The 18,691-nt window shown below is 59.0% G+C and carries 15 protein-coding genes and 4 tRNA genes; 17 read left to right on the top strand and 2 right to left on the bottom strand.

Features of this window, described 5'->3' with window-relative positions; genetic code table 11:
* Positions 1-6 precede the first annotated feature (6 nt).
* On the bottom strand, positions 7-483 hold the full coding sequence (locus AACO21_RS10140; RefSeq protein WP_346192401.1) for a VOC family protein: 477 nt from the start codon (positions 481-483) through the stop codon (positions 7-9).
* Positions 484-523: 40 nt separating this feature from the next.
* Complete coding sequence (gene lgt / locus AACO21_RS10135; RefSeq protein ID WP_346192400.1) at positions 524-1,315, bottom strand: prolipoprotein diacylglyceryl transferase; 792 nt, start codon at positions 1,313-1,315, stop codon at positions 524-526.
* A gap of 91 nt (positions 1,316-1,406) precedes the next feature.
* Between lgt and ilvD the strand changes: the two genes are divergently transcribed.
* From ilvD to rpsG, 17 genes are all read left to right on the top strand, one after another.
* Positions 1,407-3,263 carry a dihydroxy-acid dehydratase gene (gene ilvD, locus AACO21_RS10130; protein WP_346192399.1) on the top strand — a complete coding sequence of 619 codons (1,857 nt, stop codon included), beginning with the start codon at positions 1,407-1,409 and terminating at the stop codon, positions 3,261-3,263.
* A 192-nt stretch (positions 3,264-3,455) separates the two neighbouring features.
* On the top strand, positions 3,456-3,764 hold the full coding sequence (locus AACO21_RS10125) for a c-type cytochrome (RefSeq protein WP_346192398.1): 309 nt from the start codon (positions 3,456-3,458) through the stop codon (positions 3,762-3,764).
* A gap of 112 nt (positions 3,765-3,876) precedes the next feature.
* Positions 3,877-3,961, top strand: a tRNA-Tyr gene (locus tag AACO21_RS10120).
* 42 nt (positions 3,962-4,003) lie between these two features.
* Positions 4,004-4,077 (top strand) — tRNA-Gly (locus AACO21_RS10115).
* A gap of 30 nt (positions 4,078-4,107) precedes the next feature.
* Positions 4,108-4,182: transfer RNA gene (locus AACO21_RS10110), tRNA-Thr, on the top strand.
* A gap of 54 nt (positions 4,183-4,236) precedes the next feature.
* Positions 4,237-5,427, top strand: a complete 1,191-nt coding sequence (tuf, locus tag AACO21_RS10105) for an elongation factor Tu (RefSeq protein WP_346192388.1) — start codon at positions 4,237-4,239, stop codon at positions 5,425-5,427.
* Positions 5,428-5,486: 59 nt separating this feature from the next.
* Positions 5,487-5,562: transfer RNA gene (locus AACO21_RS10100), tRNA-Trp, on the top strand.
* Positions 5,563-5,586: 24 nt separating this feature from the next.
* Positions 5,587-5,940 carry a preprotein translocase subunit SecE gene (gene secE, locus AACO21_RS10095; protein WP_346192397.1) on the top strand — a complete coding sequence of 118 codons (354 nt, stop codon included), beginning with the start codon at positions 5,587-5,589 and terminating at the stop codon, positions 5,938-5,940.
* On the top strand, positions 5,937-6,470 hold the full coding sequence (nusG, locus tag AACO21_RS10090) for a transcription termination/antitermination protein NusG (protein WP_346192396.1): 534 nt from the start codon (positions 5,937-5,939) through the stop codon (positions 6,468-6,470). Before secE ends, nusG begins: the two co-directional genes overlap by 4 nt.
* 104 nt (positions 6,471-6,574) lie before the next feature.
* Positions 6,575-7,006 (top strand): 50S ribosomal protein L11, encoded by a 432-nt coding sequence (gene rplK, locus AACO21_RS10085; protein ID WP_346192395.1) that lies wholly within the window; start codon positions 6,575-6,577, stop codon positions 7,004-7,006.
* 2 nt (positions 7,007-7,008) lie between these two features.
* Positions 7,009-7,704, top strand: a complete 696-nt coding sequence (gene rplA / locus AACO21_RS10080; protein ID WP_346192394.1) for a 50S ribosomal protein L1 — start codon at positions 7,009-7,011, stop codon at positions 7,702-7,704.
* A gap of 233 nt (positions 7,705-7,937) precedes the next feature.
* Complete coding sequence (gene rplJ, locus AACO21_RS10075) at positions 7,938-8,441, top strand: 50S ribosomal protein L10 (protein WP_346192393.1); 504 nt, start codon at positions 7,938-7,940, stop codon at positions 8,439-8,441.
* A 38-nt stretch (positions 8,442-8,479) separates the two neighbouring features.
* Positions 8,480-8,851 (top strand): 50S ribosomal protein L7/L12, encoded by a 372-nt coding sequence (rplL, locus tag AACO21_RS10070; protein ID WP_346192392.1) that lies wholly within the window; start codon positions 8,480-8,482, stop codon positions 8,849-8,851.
* Positions 8,852-9,060: 209 nt separating this feature from the next.
* Positions 9,061-13,341 (top strand): DNA-directed RNA polymerase subunit beta, encoded by a 4,281-nt coding sequence (gene rpoB, locus AACO21_RS10065; protein ID WP_346192391.1) that lies wholly within the window; start codon positions 9,061-9,063, stop codon positions 13,339-13,341.
* A gap of 22 nt (positions 13,342-13,363) precedes the next feature.
* Positions 13,364-17,575, top strand: coding sequence for a DNA-directed RNA polymerase subunit beta' (gene rpoC / locus AACO21_RS10060; RefSeq protein WP_346192390.1), 4,212 nt, complete (start codon positions 13,364-13,366; stop codon positions 17,573-17,575).
* A 157-nt stretch (positions 17,576-17,732) separates the two neighbouring features.
* A complete protein-coding gene (rpsL, locus tag AACO21_RS10055; protein WP_027456682.1) occupies positions 17,733-18,110 on the top strand; it encodes a 30S ribosomal protein S12 in 378 nt (125 codons plus the stop codon).
* A 110-nt stretch (positions 18,111-18,220) separates the two neighbouring features.
* Complete coding sequence (gene rpsG, locus AACO21_RS10050; protein ID WP_234087945.1) at positions 18,221-18,691, top strand: 30S ribosomal protein S7; 471 nt, start codon at positions 18,221-18,223, stop codon at positions 18,689-18,691.

Genomic DNA, 18,691 nt, shown 5'->3' with positions numbered 1-18,691 from the left:
GTGAGATCAGGCGCCCGCCAGCTTGGCGAAAGCGTCGACGACTTCCTTCGGGGCCTGGACGAGTTCGATCAGCACGCCTTCGCCGCCGATCGGAAATTCCTCGTTGCCCTTCGGGTGCAGGAAGGTGATGTCAAAGCCGGCTGCGCCCTTGCGGATGCCACCCGGTGCAAAGCGGACGCCGTTGGCGCTGAGCCATTCGACAGCCTTCGGCAGATCGTCGATCCAGAGGCCGACGTGGTTGAGCGGCGTGGCATGCACGGCCGGCTTCTTTTCCGGATCGAGCGGCTGCATCAGGTCGACCTCGACCTTGAACGGGCCGGTGCCCATGGCGCAGATGTCTTCGTCGACGTTTTCACGCTCGGAAACGAAGTTGCCGGTGACCTCCAGACCGAACATGTCGACCCACAGGGTACGCAGCTTGTCTTTGGACGGGCCGCCGATGGCGATTTGCTGGATGCCGAGAACCTTGAACGGACGTTGCATGGTTACATTCCTGTCGTGTGGTGAGTGATGTAATCCATAATTATAGAGCCTTCCTGCGGAGTGCCAGCAGCGTCATGCCGATGCCGATCAGGATCATCGGCAAGGAGAGCCACTGCCCCATGCTGACCGTGTAAGACAGCCCGAAAATGCCGTGGTCCGGTTCCCGGAAAAATTCGGTGATGAAACGGAAGCTGCCATAACCGATCAGGAAAACACCGGAGGCCAGGCCCGTCGGGCGAGGGCGTGCGGTCAACGCCCACAGTATGGCAAAAAGCAACAGGCCTTCAAGTGCCACGTGATAAAGCTGGGAGGGGTGGCGCGGCAGCAGGTCGCCGCTCTGGGGGAAAATCATGGCCCAGGGCAGGGTGGGATCAGCCGCGCGGCCCCAGAGTTCGCCGTTGATGAAATTGCCGACACGCCCGGCCGCGAGGCCCAGCGGGACTAGTGGCGCGATGAAGTCGGTGACGGTCAACCAGCGAAAATCATGTTTTTTCGCCCAGAGTGCCATGGCGATCAGGACCCCGAGAAACCCGCCATGAAAACTCATGCCGCCCTGCCAGACGGCGAGCACTTCCAGCGGGTGCATCAGGTAATAGGCCGGTTCGTAAAACAGCACCTGGCCGAGGCGGCCGCCGAGGATGACGCCGAGCATGCCGTAGAAGAGCAGGTCATCGAGTTGTTCCACCGTGAGCGGCGCGAGCCCGGCGCGGATACGCCGGCGTCCGAGCCAGATGAACTGTGCAAAGGCCACCAGATACATCAGGCCATACCAGCGGATGGCCAGCGGGCCGATCGCGATGGCGACGGGGTCGAATTGGGGGTGAGTCAGCATGTTGCGGGCAGAGTCGGCTAGAATCCCAAGATTATAGTTTGCCCCAGACTGCACCCGTGTGACGGGTGTTTTGCTTCCGACGGAGAAAGTCATGCCTCAGTACCGTTCCCGCACTTCCACCCATGGCCGCAACATGGCCGGCGCCCGCGCCCTGTGGCGCGCGACCGGCATGAAAGACGGTGATTTCGGCAAGCCGATCATTGCGGTCGTCAATTCCTTCACGCAATTCGTGCCGGGCCACGTTCACCTGAAAGACCTCGGTCAGATGGTGGCGCGCGAAATCGAAGCCGCCGGCGGGATTGCCAAGGAATTCAATACCATCGCCATCGACGACGGCATCGCCATGGGCCACAGCGGGATGCTGTATTCCCTGCCTTCGCGTGACCTGATCGCCGATTCCGTCGAATACATGGTCAATGCCCACTGTGCCGATGCCATGGTGTGCATTTCCAACTGCGACAAGATCACCCCGGGCATGCTGATGGCTGCCATGCGCCTCAATATTCCGGTGGTGTTCGTCTCTGGCGGCCCGATGGAGGCCGGCAAGGTCAAATTGAAGGATCAGGTCGTGCACCTCGACCTGGTGGATGCCATGGTCAAGGCGGCCGATGCCTCCGTGCCGCAGGCCGAACTCGACGAAATCGAGCGTTCCGCCTGCCCGACCTGTGGTTCCTGCTCCGGCATGTTTACCGCCAACTCGATGAACTGTCTGACCGAAGCGCTGGGTCTGAGTCTGCCGGGCAACGGGACAGTGGTGGCAACCCATGCCGACCGCAAGCAACTGTTCCTGCGTGCCGGCCGTCTGGCCGTGGAGTTGTGCAAGCGCTACTACGAGGAAGAGGACACCTCTGTCCTGCCGCGCTCGATCGCGAACCATCGCGCATTTGAGAATGCCATGACCCTGGACGTGGCCATGGGTGGTTCGACCAACACCGTGCTGCACATCCTGGCTGCCGCCCAGGAAGCCGGTGTGGATTTCACCATGGCTGACATCGACCGCATTTCGCGCTCGGTGCCGTGTCTGTGCAAGGTCGCGCCGATGACCGACAAATACCACATCGAAGACGTGCATCGCGCCGGCGGCATCATGGGCATTCTGGGCGAACTGGATCGCGCCGGTCTGATTCACCGTGACGCCCCGACCGTGCACGCGAAAACCCTGGGTGATGCCATCGATCGTTGGGATGTGGTGCGCGAGCACGACGTCAAGGTGCATGAGTTCTTCAAGGCGGCGCCGGGCGGGGTGCCGACCCAGGTTGCCTTCTCCCAGGATCGCCGCTTCAATGAACTTGATCTGGACCGTACCCACGGTTGTATCCGCAACAAGGCCAATGCCTACTCAAAAGACGGCGGTCTGGCGGTGCTTTCCGGCAACATCGCGGTCGATGGCTGTATTGTGAAGACGGCCGGCGTTGATGAGTCGATCTGGCAATTTACGGGTCGTGCCCGCGTCTTCGAAAGCCAGGACTCGGCGGTCGACGCCATTCTGGGCGGCAAAATCGTCGCGGGCGATGTGGTCGTGATCCGCTACGAAGGCCCGAAGGGCGGCCCGGGGATGCAGGAAATGCTCTATCCGACCTCCTATCTGAAGTCGATGGGCTTGGGTAAGGCCTGTGCATTGCTGACCGACGGTCGCTTCTCGGGGGGCACCTCGGGCTTGTCGATCGGACACGCCTCGCCGGAAGCTGCCGACGGTGGCGCCATCGGTTTGGTCAATGAGGGCGACCGCATTGAAATCGATATTCCGAATCGTCGCATTCATCTGGCGATTTCCGATGCGGAGCTGGCTGCCCGTCGTGCTGCCATGGAAGCCAAGGGCGATGCCGCCTGGAAGCCGGAGAGCCGTGAGCGTGTCGTGTCTGCGGCGTTGCAGGCTTACGCCTTGATGACGACCTCGGCGGACAAGGGGGCGGTGCGGGACGTGTCGCAGATTCAGCGTCGCAAATAAGCGCAAGCGATCGTGTCCGGACGGCCCGCATTGCGGGCCGTTTTTCTTTGGCCTATGTCAACGTCCCAGCCAGATAATGCGTTTATCCTGTCAGCCCCTCGGGGGCAGCGTGTGCCGGCTGTGCCGTCGTACAGAATTAGGTATATCATCACACGCTGATTTATCCATCAACTCGTAGAACGGAGCGAGAGAATGAAAGCTGTGTATATCGCCATGATGGCGGCTGCTGGTGTTGTGATGGCTGGCCAGGCTCAGGCTGACGAAGCGCTGGCCAAGGCCAAGAACTGCATGTCCTGCCATGCCGTCGACAAAAAGCTGGTTGGCCCGGCTTACAAGGACGTGGCTGCCAAGTACAAGGGTGACGGCAAGGCTGCTGCAACCCTGGCTGCCAAGATCAAGGCCGGTGGCAAGGGCGTCTGGGGTGAAATCCCGATGCCGCCGAACAACGTCAGCGATGACGAAGCCAAGAAGCTGGCTACCTGGGTGCTGTCCCAGAAGTAAGGTTTGGGCCTTGCATCTCGAAAGCCGACCATGGGTCGGCTTTTTTATTTAAAAAAATACTGTGAAAGTGTTGACAGCGCTATTGGGTCTCAGGATAATTGCGGGCTCTCCCGGAGGGATACCCAAGCGGTCAACGGGAACAGACTGTAAATCTGTCGGCTCTGCCTTCGAAGGTTCGAATCCTTCTCCCTCCACCAGATTAAATGCTGTAGCGGCCAGTGCTGCGGGCGTAGGGTTAAGCGGGTGTAGCTCAATGGTAGAGCTGAAGCCTTCCAAGCTTAAGACGAGGGTTCGATTCCCTTCACCCGCTCCACGATGCGGTACGGCTGGAGTTTTAAGGTAGGCCCATGTGGCTCAGTGGTAGAGCACTCCCTTGGTAAGGGAGAGGTCGGCAGTTCGATCCTGCCCATGGGCACCACCGATTAGCTTGGATTCTGGGTTTTTTGCTTATATAGATCATTGAGGAACTGGAATGGCTAAGGAAAAATTCGAGCGTACGAAGCCGCACGTCAACGTTGGTACGATTGGTCACGTTGACCACGGTAAGACCACGCTGACCGCTGCGATCACCACCGTGCTGGCTGCCAAGTTCGGCGGCGCTGCCAAGAAGTACGACGAAATCGATGCCGCTCCGGAAGAAAAGGCTCGCGGTATTACGATTAACACCGCCCACGTCGAGTACGAAACCGAAAACCGTCACTACGCTCACGTTGACTGCCCGGGTCACGCTGACTACGTGAAGAACATGATTACCGGTGCCGCCCAGATGGACGGCGCGATCCTGGTGTGTTCCGCTGCTGACGGCCCGATGCCGCAGACCCGCGAGCACATCCTGCTGGCCCGTCAGGTTGGTGTGCCGTACGTTCTGGTGTTCATGAACAAGTGCGACATGGTTGACGACGCCGAGCTGCTCGAGCTGGTCGAAATGGAACTGCGCGAGCTGCTGTCCAAGTACGACTTTCCGGGCGACGACACCCCGATCATCCACGGTTCCGCACTGAAGGCCCTGGAAGGCGATCAGTCCGAAATCGGTGAGCCGGCAATCTTCCGCCTGGCTGCTGCCCTGGACTCCTACATCCCGACCCCGGAGCGTGCTGTTGATATGCCGTTCCTGATGCCGGTTGAAGACGTCTTCTCGATCTCTGGTCGCGGTACCGTTGTGACCGGCCGTGTCGAACGCGGTATCGTCAAGGTTGGCGAAGAAATCGAAATCGTCGGTATCCGTGCTACCCAGAAGACCACCTGTACCGGTGTTGAAATGTTCCGCAAGCTGCTGGATCAGGGTCAGGCTGGTGACAACATCGGCGCGCTGCTGCGTGGTACCAAGCGTGAAGACGTCGAGCGTGGTCAGGTGCTGTGCAAGCCGGGTTCCATCACCCCGCACACCCACTTCACGGGCGAAGTGTACGTTCTGTCCAAGGACGAAGGTGGTCGTCACACCCCGTTCTTCAACAACTACCGTCCGCAGTTCTACTTCCGTACGACCGACGTGACCGGCGCGATCTCGCTGCCGGAAGGCGTTGAAATGGTTATGCCGGGTGACAACATCCAGATGACCGTCAAGCTGATCGCTCCGATCGCTATGGAAGAAGGTCTGCGCTTCGCAATCCGCGAAGGTGGTCGTACCGTCGGTGCTGGCGTCGTCGCCAAGATCATCGAGTAATTAAACGCTTCAAAGCTTTGGGGCGCTCTGGAAACAGGGCGCCTTGATGTCTCTGCTGCAGGGGTGTAGCTCAATTGGTAGAGCGCCGGTTTCCAAAACCGAAGGTCGGGGGTTCGATTCCCTCCGCCCCTGCCACTCTCTTTAAAGATCGCGAACGTCATGGCTGACAAGATCAAGTTTGCGCTGGCGCTGGTTATTCTGGCTGCTGGCGTGGCTGGCTTCTACCTGCTCTCCGAGCAGGCAATGATTTTGCGTGTCCTGACGGTGCTCGTTGGGATTGCGCTGGCGGTGGCTGTGGCTTGGAAAACCGAGCCGGGTCAACGCTTTTTTGCGTTTTCCAATGAGGCGGTTGTCGAGGCCAAGAAGGTTGTTTGGCCCAGCCGCAAGGAAACCATGCAAACGACGGGTGCGGTGTTCGCATTCGTGGTGGTCATGGCGCTGTTTCTCTACATGACGGATAAGAGCCTTGAGTGGGTTCTTTACGATCTGGTTCTGGGCTGGAAGAAATCATGAGCAAACGCTGGTATGTCGTACATGCCTATTCCGGCTTTGAAAAAAGCGTGATGCGCGCCATTCAGGAGCGCATTAATCGCTTGGGCATGCAGGATAAATTCGGCCGCATTCTGGTGCCGGTTGAAGAAGTGGTTGAAATGAAAGGTGGCCAGAAGTCCATCTCCGAGCGCAAGTTCTTCCCGGGCTATGTGCTGTGCGAAATGGAGATGGATGACGATAGCTGGCACCTCGTCAAAAATACGCCGAAGGTGACGGGCTTTGTGGGGGGTACGGGTAACCGTCCGACCCCGATTTCCCAAAAGGAAGTCGATAAGATCATGCAGCAGATGCAGGATGGTGTCGACAAGCCGCGTCCGAAGATCCTCTTTGAAGTGGGTGAAGTGGTCCGCGTCAAGGAAGGTCCGTTTACCGATTTCCATGGTTCGGTTGAAGATGTGAATTACGAAAAGAACCGCTTGCGCGTTTCTGTCACCATCTTCGGTCGTGCCACCCCGGTCGAGCTTGAGTTCGGCCAGGTCGAGAAGTCCTAAAGTTTCAAGGGTTCGCCGGGTTCCCTGATTCCCGGCAAGAGGAGCGTCAGTAGCTGCTTTCAGGCGGTCAACGCGCGTTACGACTCATTTTTCAGGAGTAATCAATGGCCAAGAAAATTGTTGGCTACGTCAAGCTGCAAGTGCCGGCTGGCAAAGCAAATCCGTCGCCCCCGATCGGCCCGGCCCTCGGTCAGCGCGGTCTGAATATCATGGAATTCTGTAAGGCCTTCAATGCCCAAACTCAGGGCATGGAGCCGGGCCTGCCGATTCCGGTTGTGATCACCGCCTACGCGGACAAGTCCTTCACCTTCGTGATGAAGACCCCGCCGGCCACCATCCTGATCAAGAAGGCTGCTGGCATCAAGTCCGGTTCGGCCAAGCCGCATACCGACAAGGTTGGCAAGATCACCCGTGCCCAGGCCGAAGAAATCGCCAAGACCAAAATGCCTGACCTGACTGCCGCCGATATGGAAGCAGCAGTTCGCACCATCGCCGGCTCCGCCCGTTCGATGGGTATCACGGTGGAGGGCCTGTAATCATGGCTAAGCTGTCGAAAAAGCAAAAGGCCCTGCAGGGCAAGATCGAGCCGCAAAAGCTCTACCCGCTCCAGGAAGCCCTGACCCTGGCCAAGGAAACCGCTACCGCCAAGTTTGACGAGTCCATCGATGTGGCCGTTAACCTGGGCGTGGATGCACGTAAGTCCGACCAAGTGGTGCGTGGCTCCGTCGTGCTGCCGGCTGGTACCGGCAAGTCCGTTCGCGTTGCCGTGTTCGCCCAGGGCGACAAGGCTGAGGCTGCCAAGGCTGCCGGTGCAGAAGTCGTCGGTTTCGACGATCTGGCTGCTGACATCAAGGCCGGTAACCTGAACTTCGATATCGTCATCGCCACCCCGGACGCCATGCGCGTCGTGGGTCAGCTGGGCCAGATTCTGGGTCCGCGCGGTCTGATGCCGAACCCGAAGGTCGGTACCGTGACCATGGACGTTGCCACCGCCGTCAAGAACGCCAAGGCCGGTCAGGTTCAGTACCGTACCGACAAGGCCGGTATCATTCACGCCACCATCGGTCGTGCTTCCTTCAGCGTTGAGAGCCTCGAGTCCAACCTGAAGGCGCTGATTGATGCGCTGAACAAGGCCAAGCCGGCTTCCTCGAAGGGCCAGTACCTGAAGAAGGTTGCTGTTGCCGCGACGATGGGCCCGGGTGTCCGCATCGACCAGGCTACGCTGGTCGGCTAAAAAACTTTGGGTCACGGCCTGGCCTGCGAAAGCAGACCGGGCCGTGGATCGTCAAAGACCGCAGGTGTCGGGTTGGCTACGGTCAACCTGATTTAATCGCTGAAAAGTAGCCTGCGCAGACGGTGTCCCCGAACAAGATTTCTGTCTCCTAAAAGAGGCAAGCTTCTGGTTCAGGTCGCCGTATAGGGGCGGCGGGTAACCGCCGTGTTATGACTTGAAAGGAGGAAAGACCTGTGGGTCTCAATCTGAACGACAAAAAAGCTGTCGTCGCCGAGGTTTCGGCACAAGTGGCGAATGCCCAGACGATCGCGATTGCCGAATACCGTGGTATCGAGGTCGGTGACCTCACCGTGCTGCGTAAGAAGGCTCGCGAATCTGGCGTTTACCTGCGCGTGCTGAAGAACACCCTCGTTCGTCGCGCTGTGGCAGACACTCAGTTTGCCGGCCTGGCTGACCAAATGGTCGGTCCGCTGATTTACAGCATCTCCGACGATCCCGTGGCAGCCGCGAAAGTCCTGAACGACTTCGCAAAGACCAACGACAAGCTGGTGCTCAAGGCCGGTTCTTACGCCGGCAAAACGCTCGACAAAGCAGGTGTCCAGGCGCTCGCCTCGATCCCGAGCCGCGAAGAGCTGCTCTCCAAGCTGCTGTACGTCATGCAAGCTCCGGTCGCCGGCTTCGTCCGCGCCGTGGATGCACTGGCCAAAAAGCGCGAAGAAGAAGCAACCGCTGCTTGATCATTACCGCATACGAACTGAATTAGGAGTACTTTGAAATGGCAATTAGCAAAGAAGACATCCTGGAAGCCGTTGGCTCCCTGACCGTTATGGAACTGAACGACCTGGTTAAGGCGTTCGAAGAGAAGTTCGGCGTTTCCGCCGCTGCCGTCGCCGTCGCTGGCCCGGCTGGTGGTGCTGCTCCGGCTGCTGAAGAGAAGACCGATTTCACCGTCGTCCTGGCTGCTGCCGGCGACAAGAAGGTTGAAGTCATTAAGGTCGTCCGTGCCGCTACCGGCCTGGGCCTGAAGGAAGCCAAGGATCTGGTTGACGGCGCTCCGAAGCCGGTCAAGGAAGGTCTGCCGAAGGCTGACGCCGAAGCCCTCAAGAAGCAGCTCGAGGACGCTGGCGCCAAGGTCGAACTCAAGTAATCGACTTGTGCCCTTTGGGCTGGCGGTTTTACCGCCAGCCCTTTTGTGCTTTGTACGACAGGTTTAGACGAATCTACTTTCCCTTGCTTGACCATCGCCACCGGCAAACGCAAACGTTGCTTTCCCTCTCCCCGGCCGGAGAGGTGAGCCCGTTTGCGTTTGCCTGTTTCGACAGGTTCAACGTTTGATTTCATCCTCACGGAGTTACCATGACTTACTCCTTCACCGAGAAGAAACGCATCCGCAAGAGCTTTGCCAAGCGCGAAAGCGTGCTGGAAGTTCCCTTCCTGCTGGCAACCCAGCTTCAGTCCTTCACTGCTTTCCTGCAGACCGATATTCCGGTCGAGAAGCGCAAGAATGAGGGGCTGCAAGCCGCGTTTACCTCGATCTTTCCGATCGTCTCGCATTCGGGCAACGCACGTCTCGAATTCGTCAGCTATGCCTTGGGCGAGCCGGCGTTCGACGTCACCGAATGTCAGCAGCGTGGCCTGACCTTTGCCTCCTCGCTGCGCGCCAAGGTGCGCCTGGTCATCATGGATCGTGATGCGCCGGATACGGTCAAGGAAGTGAAGGAACAGGAAGTTTACATGGGCGAAATTCCGCTCATGACGAACAACGGTTCCTTCGTGATCAACGGCACCGAGCGTGTCATTGTGTCCCAGCTGCACCGTTCCCCGGGCGTCTTCTTCGAGCACGATCGCGGCAAGACCCACAGCTCCGGCAAGCTCCTGTTCTCCGCCCGCGTGATTCCTTATCGCGGCTCCTGGCTGGACTTCGAGTTCGATCCGAAAGACACCCTGTTCTTCCGCGTCGACCGTCGCCGCAAGATGCCGGTCACGACGCTGCTGAAGGCCATCGGCATGAGCTCGGAAGAAATTCTCTCCGAGTTCTTCGAGTTCGATACCTTCCTGCTCGGTCGCGAACAGGTTGAATTCACGCTGGTGCCCGAGCGTCTGCGCGGTGAAGTGGCCCGCTTTGATTTCACGGCGCCGGATGGCAAGCTGATTGTTGCCAAGGACAAGCGCATTACCGCCAAGCACATTCGTGACATGGCGGCCGCTGGCCTGAAGCAGATCGTTGTCCCGGAAGATTTCATTCTGGGTCGCGTCGTCGCCAAGAATATTGTCGATACCGAAACCGGTGAAGTCGTGGCCAATGCCAACGACGAAATCACCGAGACCCTGCTCGCCAAGCTGCGCGATGCCGGTATCACGACGCTGGAAACCCTGTACACCAACGATCTGGATCGTGGTGCCTTCATTTCCAACACCTTGCGCGGCGATGAAACCGCCTCCCGTCAGGCAGCGCGTGTCGCCATCTACCGCATGATGCGCCCGGGCGAGCCGCCCACGGAAGAAGCCGTCGAGATCCTCTTCAACGGCCTGTTCTATTCGGACGAACGTTACGACCTGTCCGGCGTTGGCCGCATGAAGTTCAACCGCCGTCTGTCGCGTCAGGACGTGATCGAATACAAGGTGATGGTGCGTGGCCTGGCCTCCAAGGCTGAAGCCGCACTCAAGAACCTGTCTGAAGGCGCTGAACTGCCGCTCAACGCGATTTACGATCTGGTCAATGGTCTGTCCTACGGTGCGCGTGCACTGATGGAAAACATGACCCTGGCGGATGCTGAAGCGCTGGCTGGCAAGATCAAGCCGCTGGGTGCCCAGGCTGAGGTGCGTGAGCAACTGACCCTGTCGCCGCGCGACATCGTCGATGTCATCAAGATCCTGGTCGAACTGCGCAATGGCCGTGGCGAAATCGACGACATCGATCACCTCGGTAACCGTCGCGTCCGTTCCGTTGGCGAACTGGCCGAAAACCAGTTCCGTGCCGGCCTCGTCCGTGTCGAGCGCGCCGTCAAGGAGCGCCTGAGCCAAGCCGAGTCCGATAACCTGATGCCGCACGACCTGATCAATGCCAAGCCGATCAGCGCCGCCATCAAGGAATTCTTCGGTTCCAGCCAGTTGTCGCAGTTCATGGACCAGACCAACCCGCTGTCGGAAATTACCCACAAGCGCCGCGTTTCGGCCCTTGGCCCGGGTGGTCTGACCCGCGAACGCGCCGGCTTCGAAGTGCGTGACGTGCATCCGACCCATTACGGTCGTGTCTGCCCGATCGAAACGCCGGAAGGTCCGAACATCGGTCTGATCAACTCCCTGGCGCTGTTTGCCCGCGTTAACGACTATGGCTTCATCGAGACGGCCTACCGCAAGGTGATTGACGGCAAGGTAACCAACGAAATCGATTACCTGTCGGCCATCGAAGAAGGCAAGTACGTGGTTGCGCAGGCGAACGCGACGCTGGATGGCGAGCGTCTGGCTGACGAACTTGTGACCTGCCGTGAAAACGGTGAAACCATTCTGGCTGAGCCGTCCCGTGTCCAATACATGGACGTGGCGCCGGGTCAGATCGTTTCCGTGGCTGCTTCGCTGATTCCGTTCCTGGAACACGATGATGCGAACCGTGCGCTGATGGGCGCCAACATGCAGCGTCAGGCCGTGCCGTGTCTGCGTCCGGAAAAGCCGCTGGTGGGTACGGGTATCGAACGTACCGTGGCTGTTGACTCCGGCACTGCTGTCGTGGCCCGCCGTGGCGGCGTGGTCGACTACGTCGATGCCGGCCGCGTTGTGGTTCGTGTGAACGATGCCGAAGCCGTTGCCGGTGAAGTGGGCGTCGATATCTACAACCTCGTCAAGTACACCCGTTCCAACCAGAATACGAACATCAACCAGCGTCCGATGGTTAAGGTGGGCGACAAGATCGCCGCCGGTGACGTCGTGGCGGACGGTGCCTCGACCGATAAGGGCGAACTGGCGCTGGGTCAGAACATGCTGATCGCGTTCATGCCGTGGAACGGTTACAACTTCGAAGATTCGATCCTGATCTCCGAGCGTGTTGTAGCAGAAGACCGTTACACCTCGATCCATATCGAGGAACTGACCGTCGTCGCCCGTGACACCAAGCTGGGGCCTGAGGAAATCACCCGCGATATCGCATCGCTGGGCGAAGCACAACTGTCCCGCCTGGATGACTCCGGTATCGTCTATATCGGTGCCGAAGTCGAAGCCGGTGACGTGCTGGTCGGTAAGGTGACGCCGAAGGGCGAAACCCAGCTGACGCCGGAAGAAAAGCTGCTGCGCGCCATCTTCGGTGAGAAGGCCTCCGACGTGAAGGACACCTCGCTGCGCGTGCCGTCCGGTATCGCAGGGACCGTGATCGACGTTCAGGTCTTCACCCGTGAAGGGATTGAGCGTGACAAGCGTGCCCAGTCGATCATCGACGAGCACCTGCGTCATTACAAACTCGATCTGGCCGACCAGATGCGTATCGTCGAACGTGACGCGTTCGCCCGTGTCGAGCGCCTGATTCTGGGCAAGAAGGCCAACGGTGGTCCGAAGAAGCTGGCCAAGGGCAGCGAGATCACCAAGGAATACCTGGACGGTATGGATCCGCACCACTGGTTCGATATCCGTATCGCCGAGGATGACGTTGCGCTGCAACTCGAACAGGTCAAGGACAGCCTGGAGCAGGCTCGCAAGGACTTCGACCTGGCTTTCGAAGCCAAGCGCAAGAAGCTGACCCAGGGCGATGAACTGCCCCCGGGTGTGCAGAAGATGGTGAAGGTCTATGTGGCCGTCAAGCGTCGCCTGCAGCCGGGTGACAAGATGGCCGGTCGTCACGGTAACAAGGGTGTGGTTTCCCGCATCCTGCCGGTCGAAGACATGCCTTACATGGAAGATGGCTCGCCGGTCGACATCGTGCTGAACCCGCTGGGCGTGCCGTCACGGATGAACGTCGGTCAGATTCTTGAAGTCCACCTCGGCCTGGCGGCCAAGGGGCTGGGCCACAAGATCGGCGCCATGCTGCGCGCGCAGGCCACGACCAAGGAAGTCCGTGGTTACCTGGACCAGATCTACAACGCTTCCGGCAAGCAGGAAAATCTGGACGAGCTGACGGACGTTGAAGTCATGGAAATGGCTGAAAACCTGAAGGCCGGTGTGCCGTTTGCCACCCCGGTTTTCGATGGTGCCAAGGACGAGGAAATCAAGCAGATGCTGGATCTCGCTGGCATGCCGTCGTCGGGCCAGATGACCCTGTTCGATGGCCGCACTGGCGATGCCTTCGAGCGTCAGGTGACGGTGGGCTACATGCACTACCTGAAGCTGCATCACTTGGTCGATGACAAGATGCACGCCCGTTCGACCGGTCCGTACTCCCTGGTTACCCAGCAGCCGCTGGGTGGTAAGGCCCAGTTCGGTGGTCAGCGTTTCGGTGAAATGGAAGTTTGGGCACTGGAAGCCTACGGCGCATCGTATGTGCTGCAGGAAATGCTCACCGTCAAGTCCGATGACGTGAATGGCCGTACCAAGGTCTACGAAAACATCGTCAAGGGCGAGCACAAGATCGATGCCGGCATGCCGGAATCCTTCAATGTGCTGGTCAAGGAAATTCGTTCCCTGGCGATCGATATCGATCTGGAACGTTACTGATTCAGGGCTTAGGAGTTAAACAATGAAAGCATTGCTCGATCTGTTCAAGCAGGTAACCGCCGAAGAAGAATTCGACGCGATTACCATTGGCCTCGCTTCGCCCGAAAAGATCCGTTCCTGGTCCTATGGTGAAGTCAAGAAGCCGGAAACCATCAACTACCGTACCTTCAAGCCGGAGCGTGACGGTCTGTTCTGTGCCAAGATCTTTGGCCCGATCAAGGACTACGAGTGCTTGTGCGGCAAGTACAAGCGCCTGAAGCATCGTGGCGTGATCTGCGAGAAGTGCGGCGTCGAAGTCACGCTGGCCAAGGTTCGCCGTGACCGCATGGGTCACATCGAACTGGCCTCGCCGGTTGCCCACATCTGGTTCCTGAAGTCCCTGCCGTCCCGTCTGGGTATGGTGCTCGACATGACGCTGCGCGATATCGAACGCGTCCTGTACTTCGAAGCCTATGTCGTGACCGACCCGGGCATGGTGAGCAATCTGCAACGCGCTCAGCTGCTGACCGAAGAACAGTATCTCGACATGGTCGAAGAGCATGGCGATGACTTCCAGGCCCTGATGGGGGCGGAAGGCGTGCGCGAGCTGCTGCGCAGCCTCGAACTCGACAGCGAAGTCGAGTCCCTGCGTGCCGAACTGGATGTCACCGGCTCCGAAGCCAAGAACAAGAAGATCGCCAAGCGTCTGAAGGTGCTTGAGGCCTTCCAGAAATCCGGCATCAAGCCGGACTGGATGATCCTCGAAGTCCTGCCGGTGCTGCCGCCGGACCTGCGTCCGCTGGTGCCGCTGGATGGTGGCCGCTTCGCGACCTCAGATCTGAACGATCTGTACCGTCGCGTCATCAACCGTAACAACCGTCTGAAGCGCCTGCTGGAGCTGAAGGCCCCGGAAATCATCGTGCGCAACGAAAAGCGCATGCTGCAGGAAGCGGTTGATTCCCTGCTCGACAACGGTCGTCGTGGCAAGGCCATGACCGGCGCCAACAAGCGTCCGCTGAAGTCCCTGGCCGACATGATCAAGGGTAAGGGCGGTCGTTTCCGTCAGAACCTGCTGGGTAAGCGCGTTGACTACTCTGGCCGTTCGGTCATCGTGGTCGGCCCGCAACTGAAGCTGCACCAATGCGGTCTGCCCAAGCTGATGGCGCTGGAACTCTTCAAACCCTTCATCTTCCACAAGCTGGAAGTCGGCGGCTACGCCACCACCATCAAGCAAGCCAAGAAAATGGTGGATGGTCAGGAGCCGATCGTTTGGGACATGCTGGAAGACGTCATCCGCGAACATCCGGTCATGCTGAACCGTGCGCCGACCCTTCACCGTCTGGGTATCCAGGCATTTGAGCCGACCCTGATCGAAGGCAAGGCCATTCAGCTGCACCCGCTGGTTTGTGCCGCCTTCAACGCCGACTTCGACGGTGACCAGATGGCTGTTCACGTGCCGCTTTCTCTGGAAGCCCAGATGGAAGCCCGTACGCTGATGCTGGCCTCCAACAACGTGCTCTCGCCCGCCAACGGTCAGCCGATCATCGTGCCGTCCCAGGATATCGTTCTGGGTCTGTACTACGCGACCCGCGAAAAGATCAACGGCAAGGGTGAAGGCATGTACTTCGCCGACGTGGCCGAAGTCGAGCGTGCTCTGGCGGCCGGTCAAGTCGATATCCATTCGCGTATTTCCGTCCGCCTGAAGCAATTCGAAGCGGCTGCGGTCGACGGTGAATGGAACGAGAAAATCGTTCGTGTCGAAACCACGGTGGGTCGTTCCATCCTCTCCAAGATCCTGCCGAAGGGTCTGCCGTTCAAGGCCATTGATCGTGCGCTGAAGAAGAAGGAAATTTCCAAGCTGATCGACGAGTCCTTCCGCCGCTGCGGCCTGAAGGAAACGGTGGTCTTCGCCGACAAGCTGATGCAGAACGGTTATGCGCTGGCAACCCGTGCTGGTATTTCCTTCTGCTCGGACGACATGCGCGTGCCGGCCAAGAAATACGAAATCATCGCGGCAGCCGATGCTGAAGTGAAGGAAATCGAAGACCAGTACAAGAACGGTCTCGTGACTCAGGGCGAACGCTACAACAAAGTCGTCGATATCTGGGGCCGCACGGGTGACCAGGTAGCCAAGGTGATGATGGACGAACTCGGCCACGAGGAAGTCATCGACCGCCATGGCAAGAAGGTCAAGCAGGATTCCTTCAACTCCATCTACATGATGGCCGACTCCGGGGCGCGGGGTTCCGCTGCCCAGATCCGTCAGCTCGCCGGTATGCGCGGCCTGATGGCGAAGCCGGACGGTTCCATTATTGAAACCCCGATTACGACCAACTTCCGTGAAGGTCTGAACGTGCTTCAGTACTTCATCTCGACCCACGGTGCCCGTAAGGGTCTGGCCGATACGGCATTGAAGACGGCGAACTCCGGTTACCTGACGCGTCGTCTGGTCGACGTGACCCAGGATCTGGTGATCACCGAAGACGACTGCGGCACCGCCAACGGCTTCGTCGTCAAGGCGCTGGTCGAAGGGGGTGAGGTCATCGAGCCGCTGCGCGAGCGTATCCTCGGTCGCGTTACGGTCGACGATCTGGTTGACCCGGAAACCCAGGAAACCGTCATTTTCTCCGGCACCATGCTGGATGAAGACCTGGTTGATCTGATCGACAAGCTGGGTATTGATGAAGTCAAGGTCCGCACGCCGCTGACCTGTGACACCCGTTACGGCCTTTGCGCCCAGTGTTATGGCCGCGATCTGGGCCGTGGCACGATGGTCAACGCAGGTGAGTCCGTTGGTGTGATCGCTGCTCAGTCGATCGGTGAGCCGGGTACCCAGCTGACCATGCGTACCTTCCACGTGGGTGGTGCCGCGTCTCGTGCTGCCGTGGCCGACAAGGTCGAAGGTAAGTCGGCCGGTACGGTGCGTTACTCCGCGAACATGCGTTACGTCACCAGCGCCAAGGGCGACAAGGTGGTGATTTCCCGCTCCGGCGAAGTGTTGATCACGGATGATCATGGTCGCGAGCGCGAGCGTCACAAGGTGCCGTACGGCGCCATGCTTGAAGTGGATGAAGGCAAGGCTGTGAAGGCAGGTGCCAAGCTCGCTTCTTGGGATCCGCACACCCGTCCGATCATTACCGAATACGCCGGTACGGTGAAGTTCGAGAACGTCGAAGAAGGTGTCACTGTTGCCAAGCAGGTTGACGATGTGACCGGTCTCTCGACCCTGGTCGTGATCGACAACAAGCGCGCTGGCAAGGCCGCCAACAAGGGCGTTCGCCCGGCTGTGAAGCTGCTCGACGAAAATGGCCAGGAAGTGAAGATCCACGGTGGCGACCATGCCGTCTCGATCGCCTTCCAGGTCGGCTCCATTATTTCCGTGGTGGATGGCCAGCAGGTGGGTGTGGGTGATGTGTTGGCCCGTATGCCGCAGGAATCGGCAAAGACCCGCGACATTACCGGTGGTCTGCCGCGCGTGGCCGAGCTCTTCGAAGCCCGTACGCCGAAGGATGCCTCCGTGCTCGCCGAGTTCACCGGCACCATCAGTTTCGGTAAGGACACCAAGGGCAAGCAGCGCCTGATCATCACCGATCTCGACGGCCAAACCCATGAATACCTGATCCCGAAGGACAAGCACGTTCTGGTGCACGATGCACAAGTCGTGAACAAGGGTGAGAAGATCGTCGAAGGCGAGCCGGATCCGCACGATATCCTGCGTCTGCAGGGTGTTGAGGCGCTGGCACGCTACATCACCGATGAAGTTCAGGACGTTTATCGTCTGCAGGGCGTGAAGATCAACGACAAGCACATTGAGGTCATCGTGCGTCAGATGCTGCGTCGTCTGACCATTGTTGAGCCGGGTGACACCAAGTTCATCAAGTCCGAACAAGTCGAGCGCGCCGAACTGCTTGCCGAAAACGATCGCGTGATCGCCGAAGGCAAGATTCCGGCGACCTTCGAGCACATGCTGCTGGGTATCACGAAGGCTTCGCTGTCCACCGATTCGTTCATTTCCGCCGCTTCCTTCCAGGAAACCACGCGTGTTCTGACCGAAGCCGCCATCATGGGCAAGCGCGACGAACTGCGTGGTCTGAAGGAAAACGTCATCGTCGGTCGTCTCATTCCGGCCGGTACCGGTCTGGCCTATCACCGCAGCCGCAAGGCTCAGGCGGCAGGCGAAGATCTCGGTGCAGACCGTTTGGTCGACGAAGCGGTTTCGCAGAACGCCTCTCAGGAAGCCGAACAGGGTTCCTGATGGGATTACCAGCCCCCATGTTTCGTTGACATGGGGGTTGATCAACCATAGAATCTATGGTTTTTGTCGGCAGGGGCTAATCATTGTCCCTGCTTTGGATAACAAAATCGCCGTCGTGCCTTGCAACGCAAGGCCCGGCCGTTGAAGGAAGTTTGATATGCCGACCATCAACCAGCTCGTGCGCAAGCCGCGCGTCGCGGAAAAGGCCAAGAGCAAGGTTCCTGCTCTGGAAAAGTGCCCGCAGAAGCGTGGCGTTTGCACCCGCGTTTACACCACCACCCCGAAGAAGCCGAACTCCGCACTCCGTAAGGTTTGCAAGGTTCGTCTGACGAATGGCTTCGAAGTCATTTCGTACATCGGCGGTGAAGGCCACAACCTGCAGGAACACTCCGTGGTTCTGATCCGTGGTGGTCGTGTCAAGGATTTGCCGGGTGTGCGCTACCACACCGTTCGCGGCTCCCTGGATACGCAAGGCGTCAAAGATCGTAAGCAGGCCCGTTCCAAGTACGGTGCCAAGCGTCCGAAGGCTGCTTAATTCATTAAGTGGCTTAAGTAAGTGGCCGTTCTTATGGGCGGTCGAGAGAGCCGGGTGGGTGAAAACCCCTTCCCGGCTTTTCAACTGAATCGTGTTTTTTAGAGGTTAATATGCCCCGTCGTCGCGAAGTACCGAAACGTGACATTCTGCCGGACCCAAAGTTCGGCAATGTCGAAGTCTCCAAGTTCATCAACGCCATCATGCAAAGCGGCAAGAAGTCTGTTGCCGAGCGCATCGTTTATGGTGCTTTTGACATCATCACCACCAAGTCCGGTAAGGATCCGCTGGAAGTCTTCGGTTCTGCCATGGCCAACGTCAAGCCGATGGTTGAAGTGAAGTCCCGCCGTGTGGGCGGTGCGAACTACCAGGTTCCTGTTGAAGTTCGTCCGGCTCGTCGCGCTGCGCTCGCCATGCGCTGGCTGCGTGAGTCCGCTCGCAAGCGTTCCGAAAAGTCCATGGGTCAGCGTCTGGCTGCCGAAATGATGGAAGCGGCTGAAAACCGCGGCGGCGCTGTCAAGAAGCGCGACGAAGTTCACCGCATGGCCGAAGCCAACAAGGCCTTCGCTCACTTCCGCTTCTAA

Source organism: Dechloromonas sp. ZS-1 (assembly GCF_039649255.1).
In the GTDB taxonomy this organism is placed as follows: Bacteria; Pseudomonadota; Gammaproteobacteria; order Burkholderiales; family Rhodocyclaceae; genus Azonexus.
This window is presented reverse-complemented; position numbering and strand designations above follow the sequence as displayed.

Bases quoted from the DNA above. Each gene is read 5' to 3' on its own strand.
- nusG (WP_346192396.1), top strand. From the start codon at position 5,937: ATGAGCAAACGCTGGTATGTCGTACATGCCTATTCCGGCTTTGAAAAA.
- rplA (WP_346192394.1), top strand. From the start codon at position 7,009: ATGGCTAAGCTGTCGAAAAAGCAAAAGGCCCTGCAGGGCAAGATCGAG.
- rplK (WP_346192395.1), top strand. From the start codon at position 6,575: ATGGCCAAGAAAATTGTTGGCTACGTCAAGCTGCAAGTGCCGGCTGGC.
- ilvD (WP_346192399.1), top strand. From the start codon at position 1,407: ATGCCTCAGTACCGTTCCCGCACTTCCACCCATGGCCGCAACATGGCC.
- secE (WP_346192397.1), top strand. From the start codon at position 5,587: ATGGCTGACAAGATCAAGTTTGCGCTGGCGCTGGTTATTCTGGCTGCT.
- rpoB (WP_346192391.1), top strand. From the start codon at position 9,061: ATGACTTACTCCTTCACCGAGAAGAAACGCATCCGCAAGAGCTTTGCC.
- rplL (WP_346192392.1), top strand. From the start codon at position 8,480: ATGGCAATTAGCAAAGAAGACATCCTGGAAGCCGTTGGCTCCCTGACC.
- AACO21_RS10140 (WP_346192401.1), bottom strand. From the start codon at position 483: ATGCAACGTCCGTTCAAGGTTCTCGGCATCCAGCAAATCGCCATCGGC.
- lgt (WP_346192400.1), bottom strand. From the start codon at position 1,315: ATGCTGACTCACCCCCAATTCGACCCCGTCGCCATCGCGATCGGCCCG.
- rpsG (WP_234087945.1), top strand. From the start codon at position 18,221: ATGCCCCGTCGTCGCGAAGTACCGAAACGTGACATTCTGCCGGACCCA.
- rpsL (WP_027456682.1), top strand. From the start codon at position 17,733: ATGCCGACCATCAACCAGCTCGTGCGCAAGCCGCGCGTCGCGGAAAAG.
- tuf (WP_346192388.1), top strand. From the start codon at position 4,237: ATGGCTAAGGAAAAATTCGAGCGTACGAAGCCGCACGTCAACGTTGGT.
- rpoC (WP_346192390.1), top strand. From the start codon at position 13,364: ATGAAAGCATTGCTCGATCTGTTCAAGCAGGTAACCGCCGAAGAAGAA.
- AACO21_RS10125 (WP_346192398.1), top strand. From the start codon at position 3,456: ATGAAAGCTGTGTATATCGCCATGATGGCGGCTGCTGGTGTTGTGATG.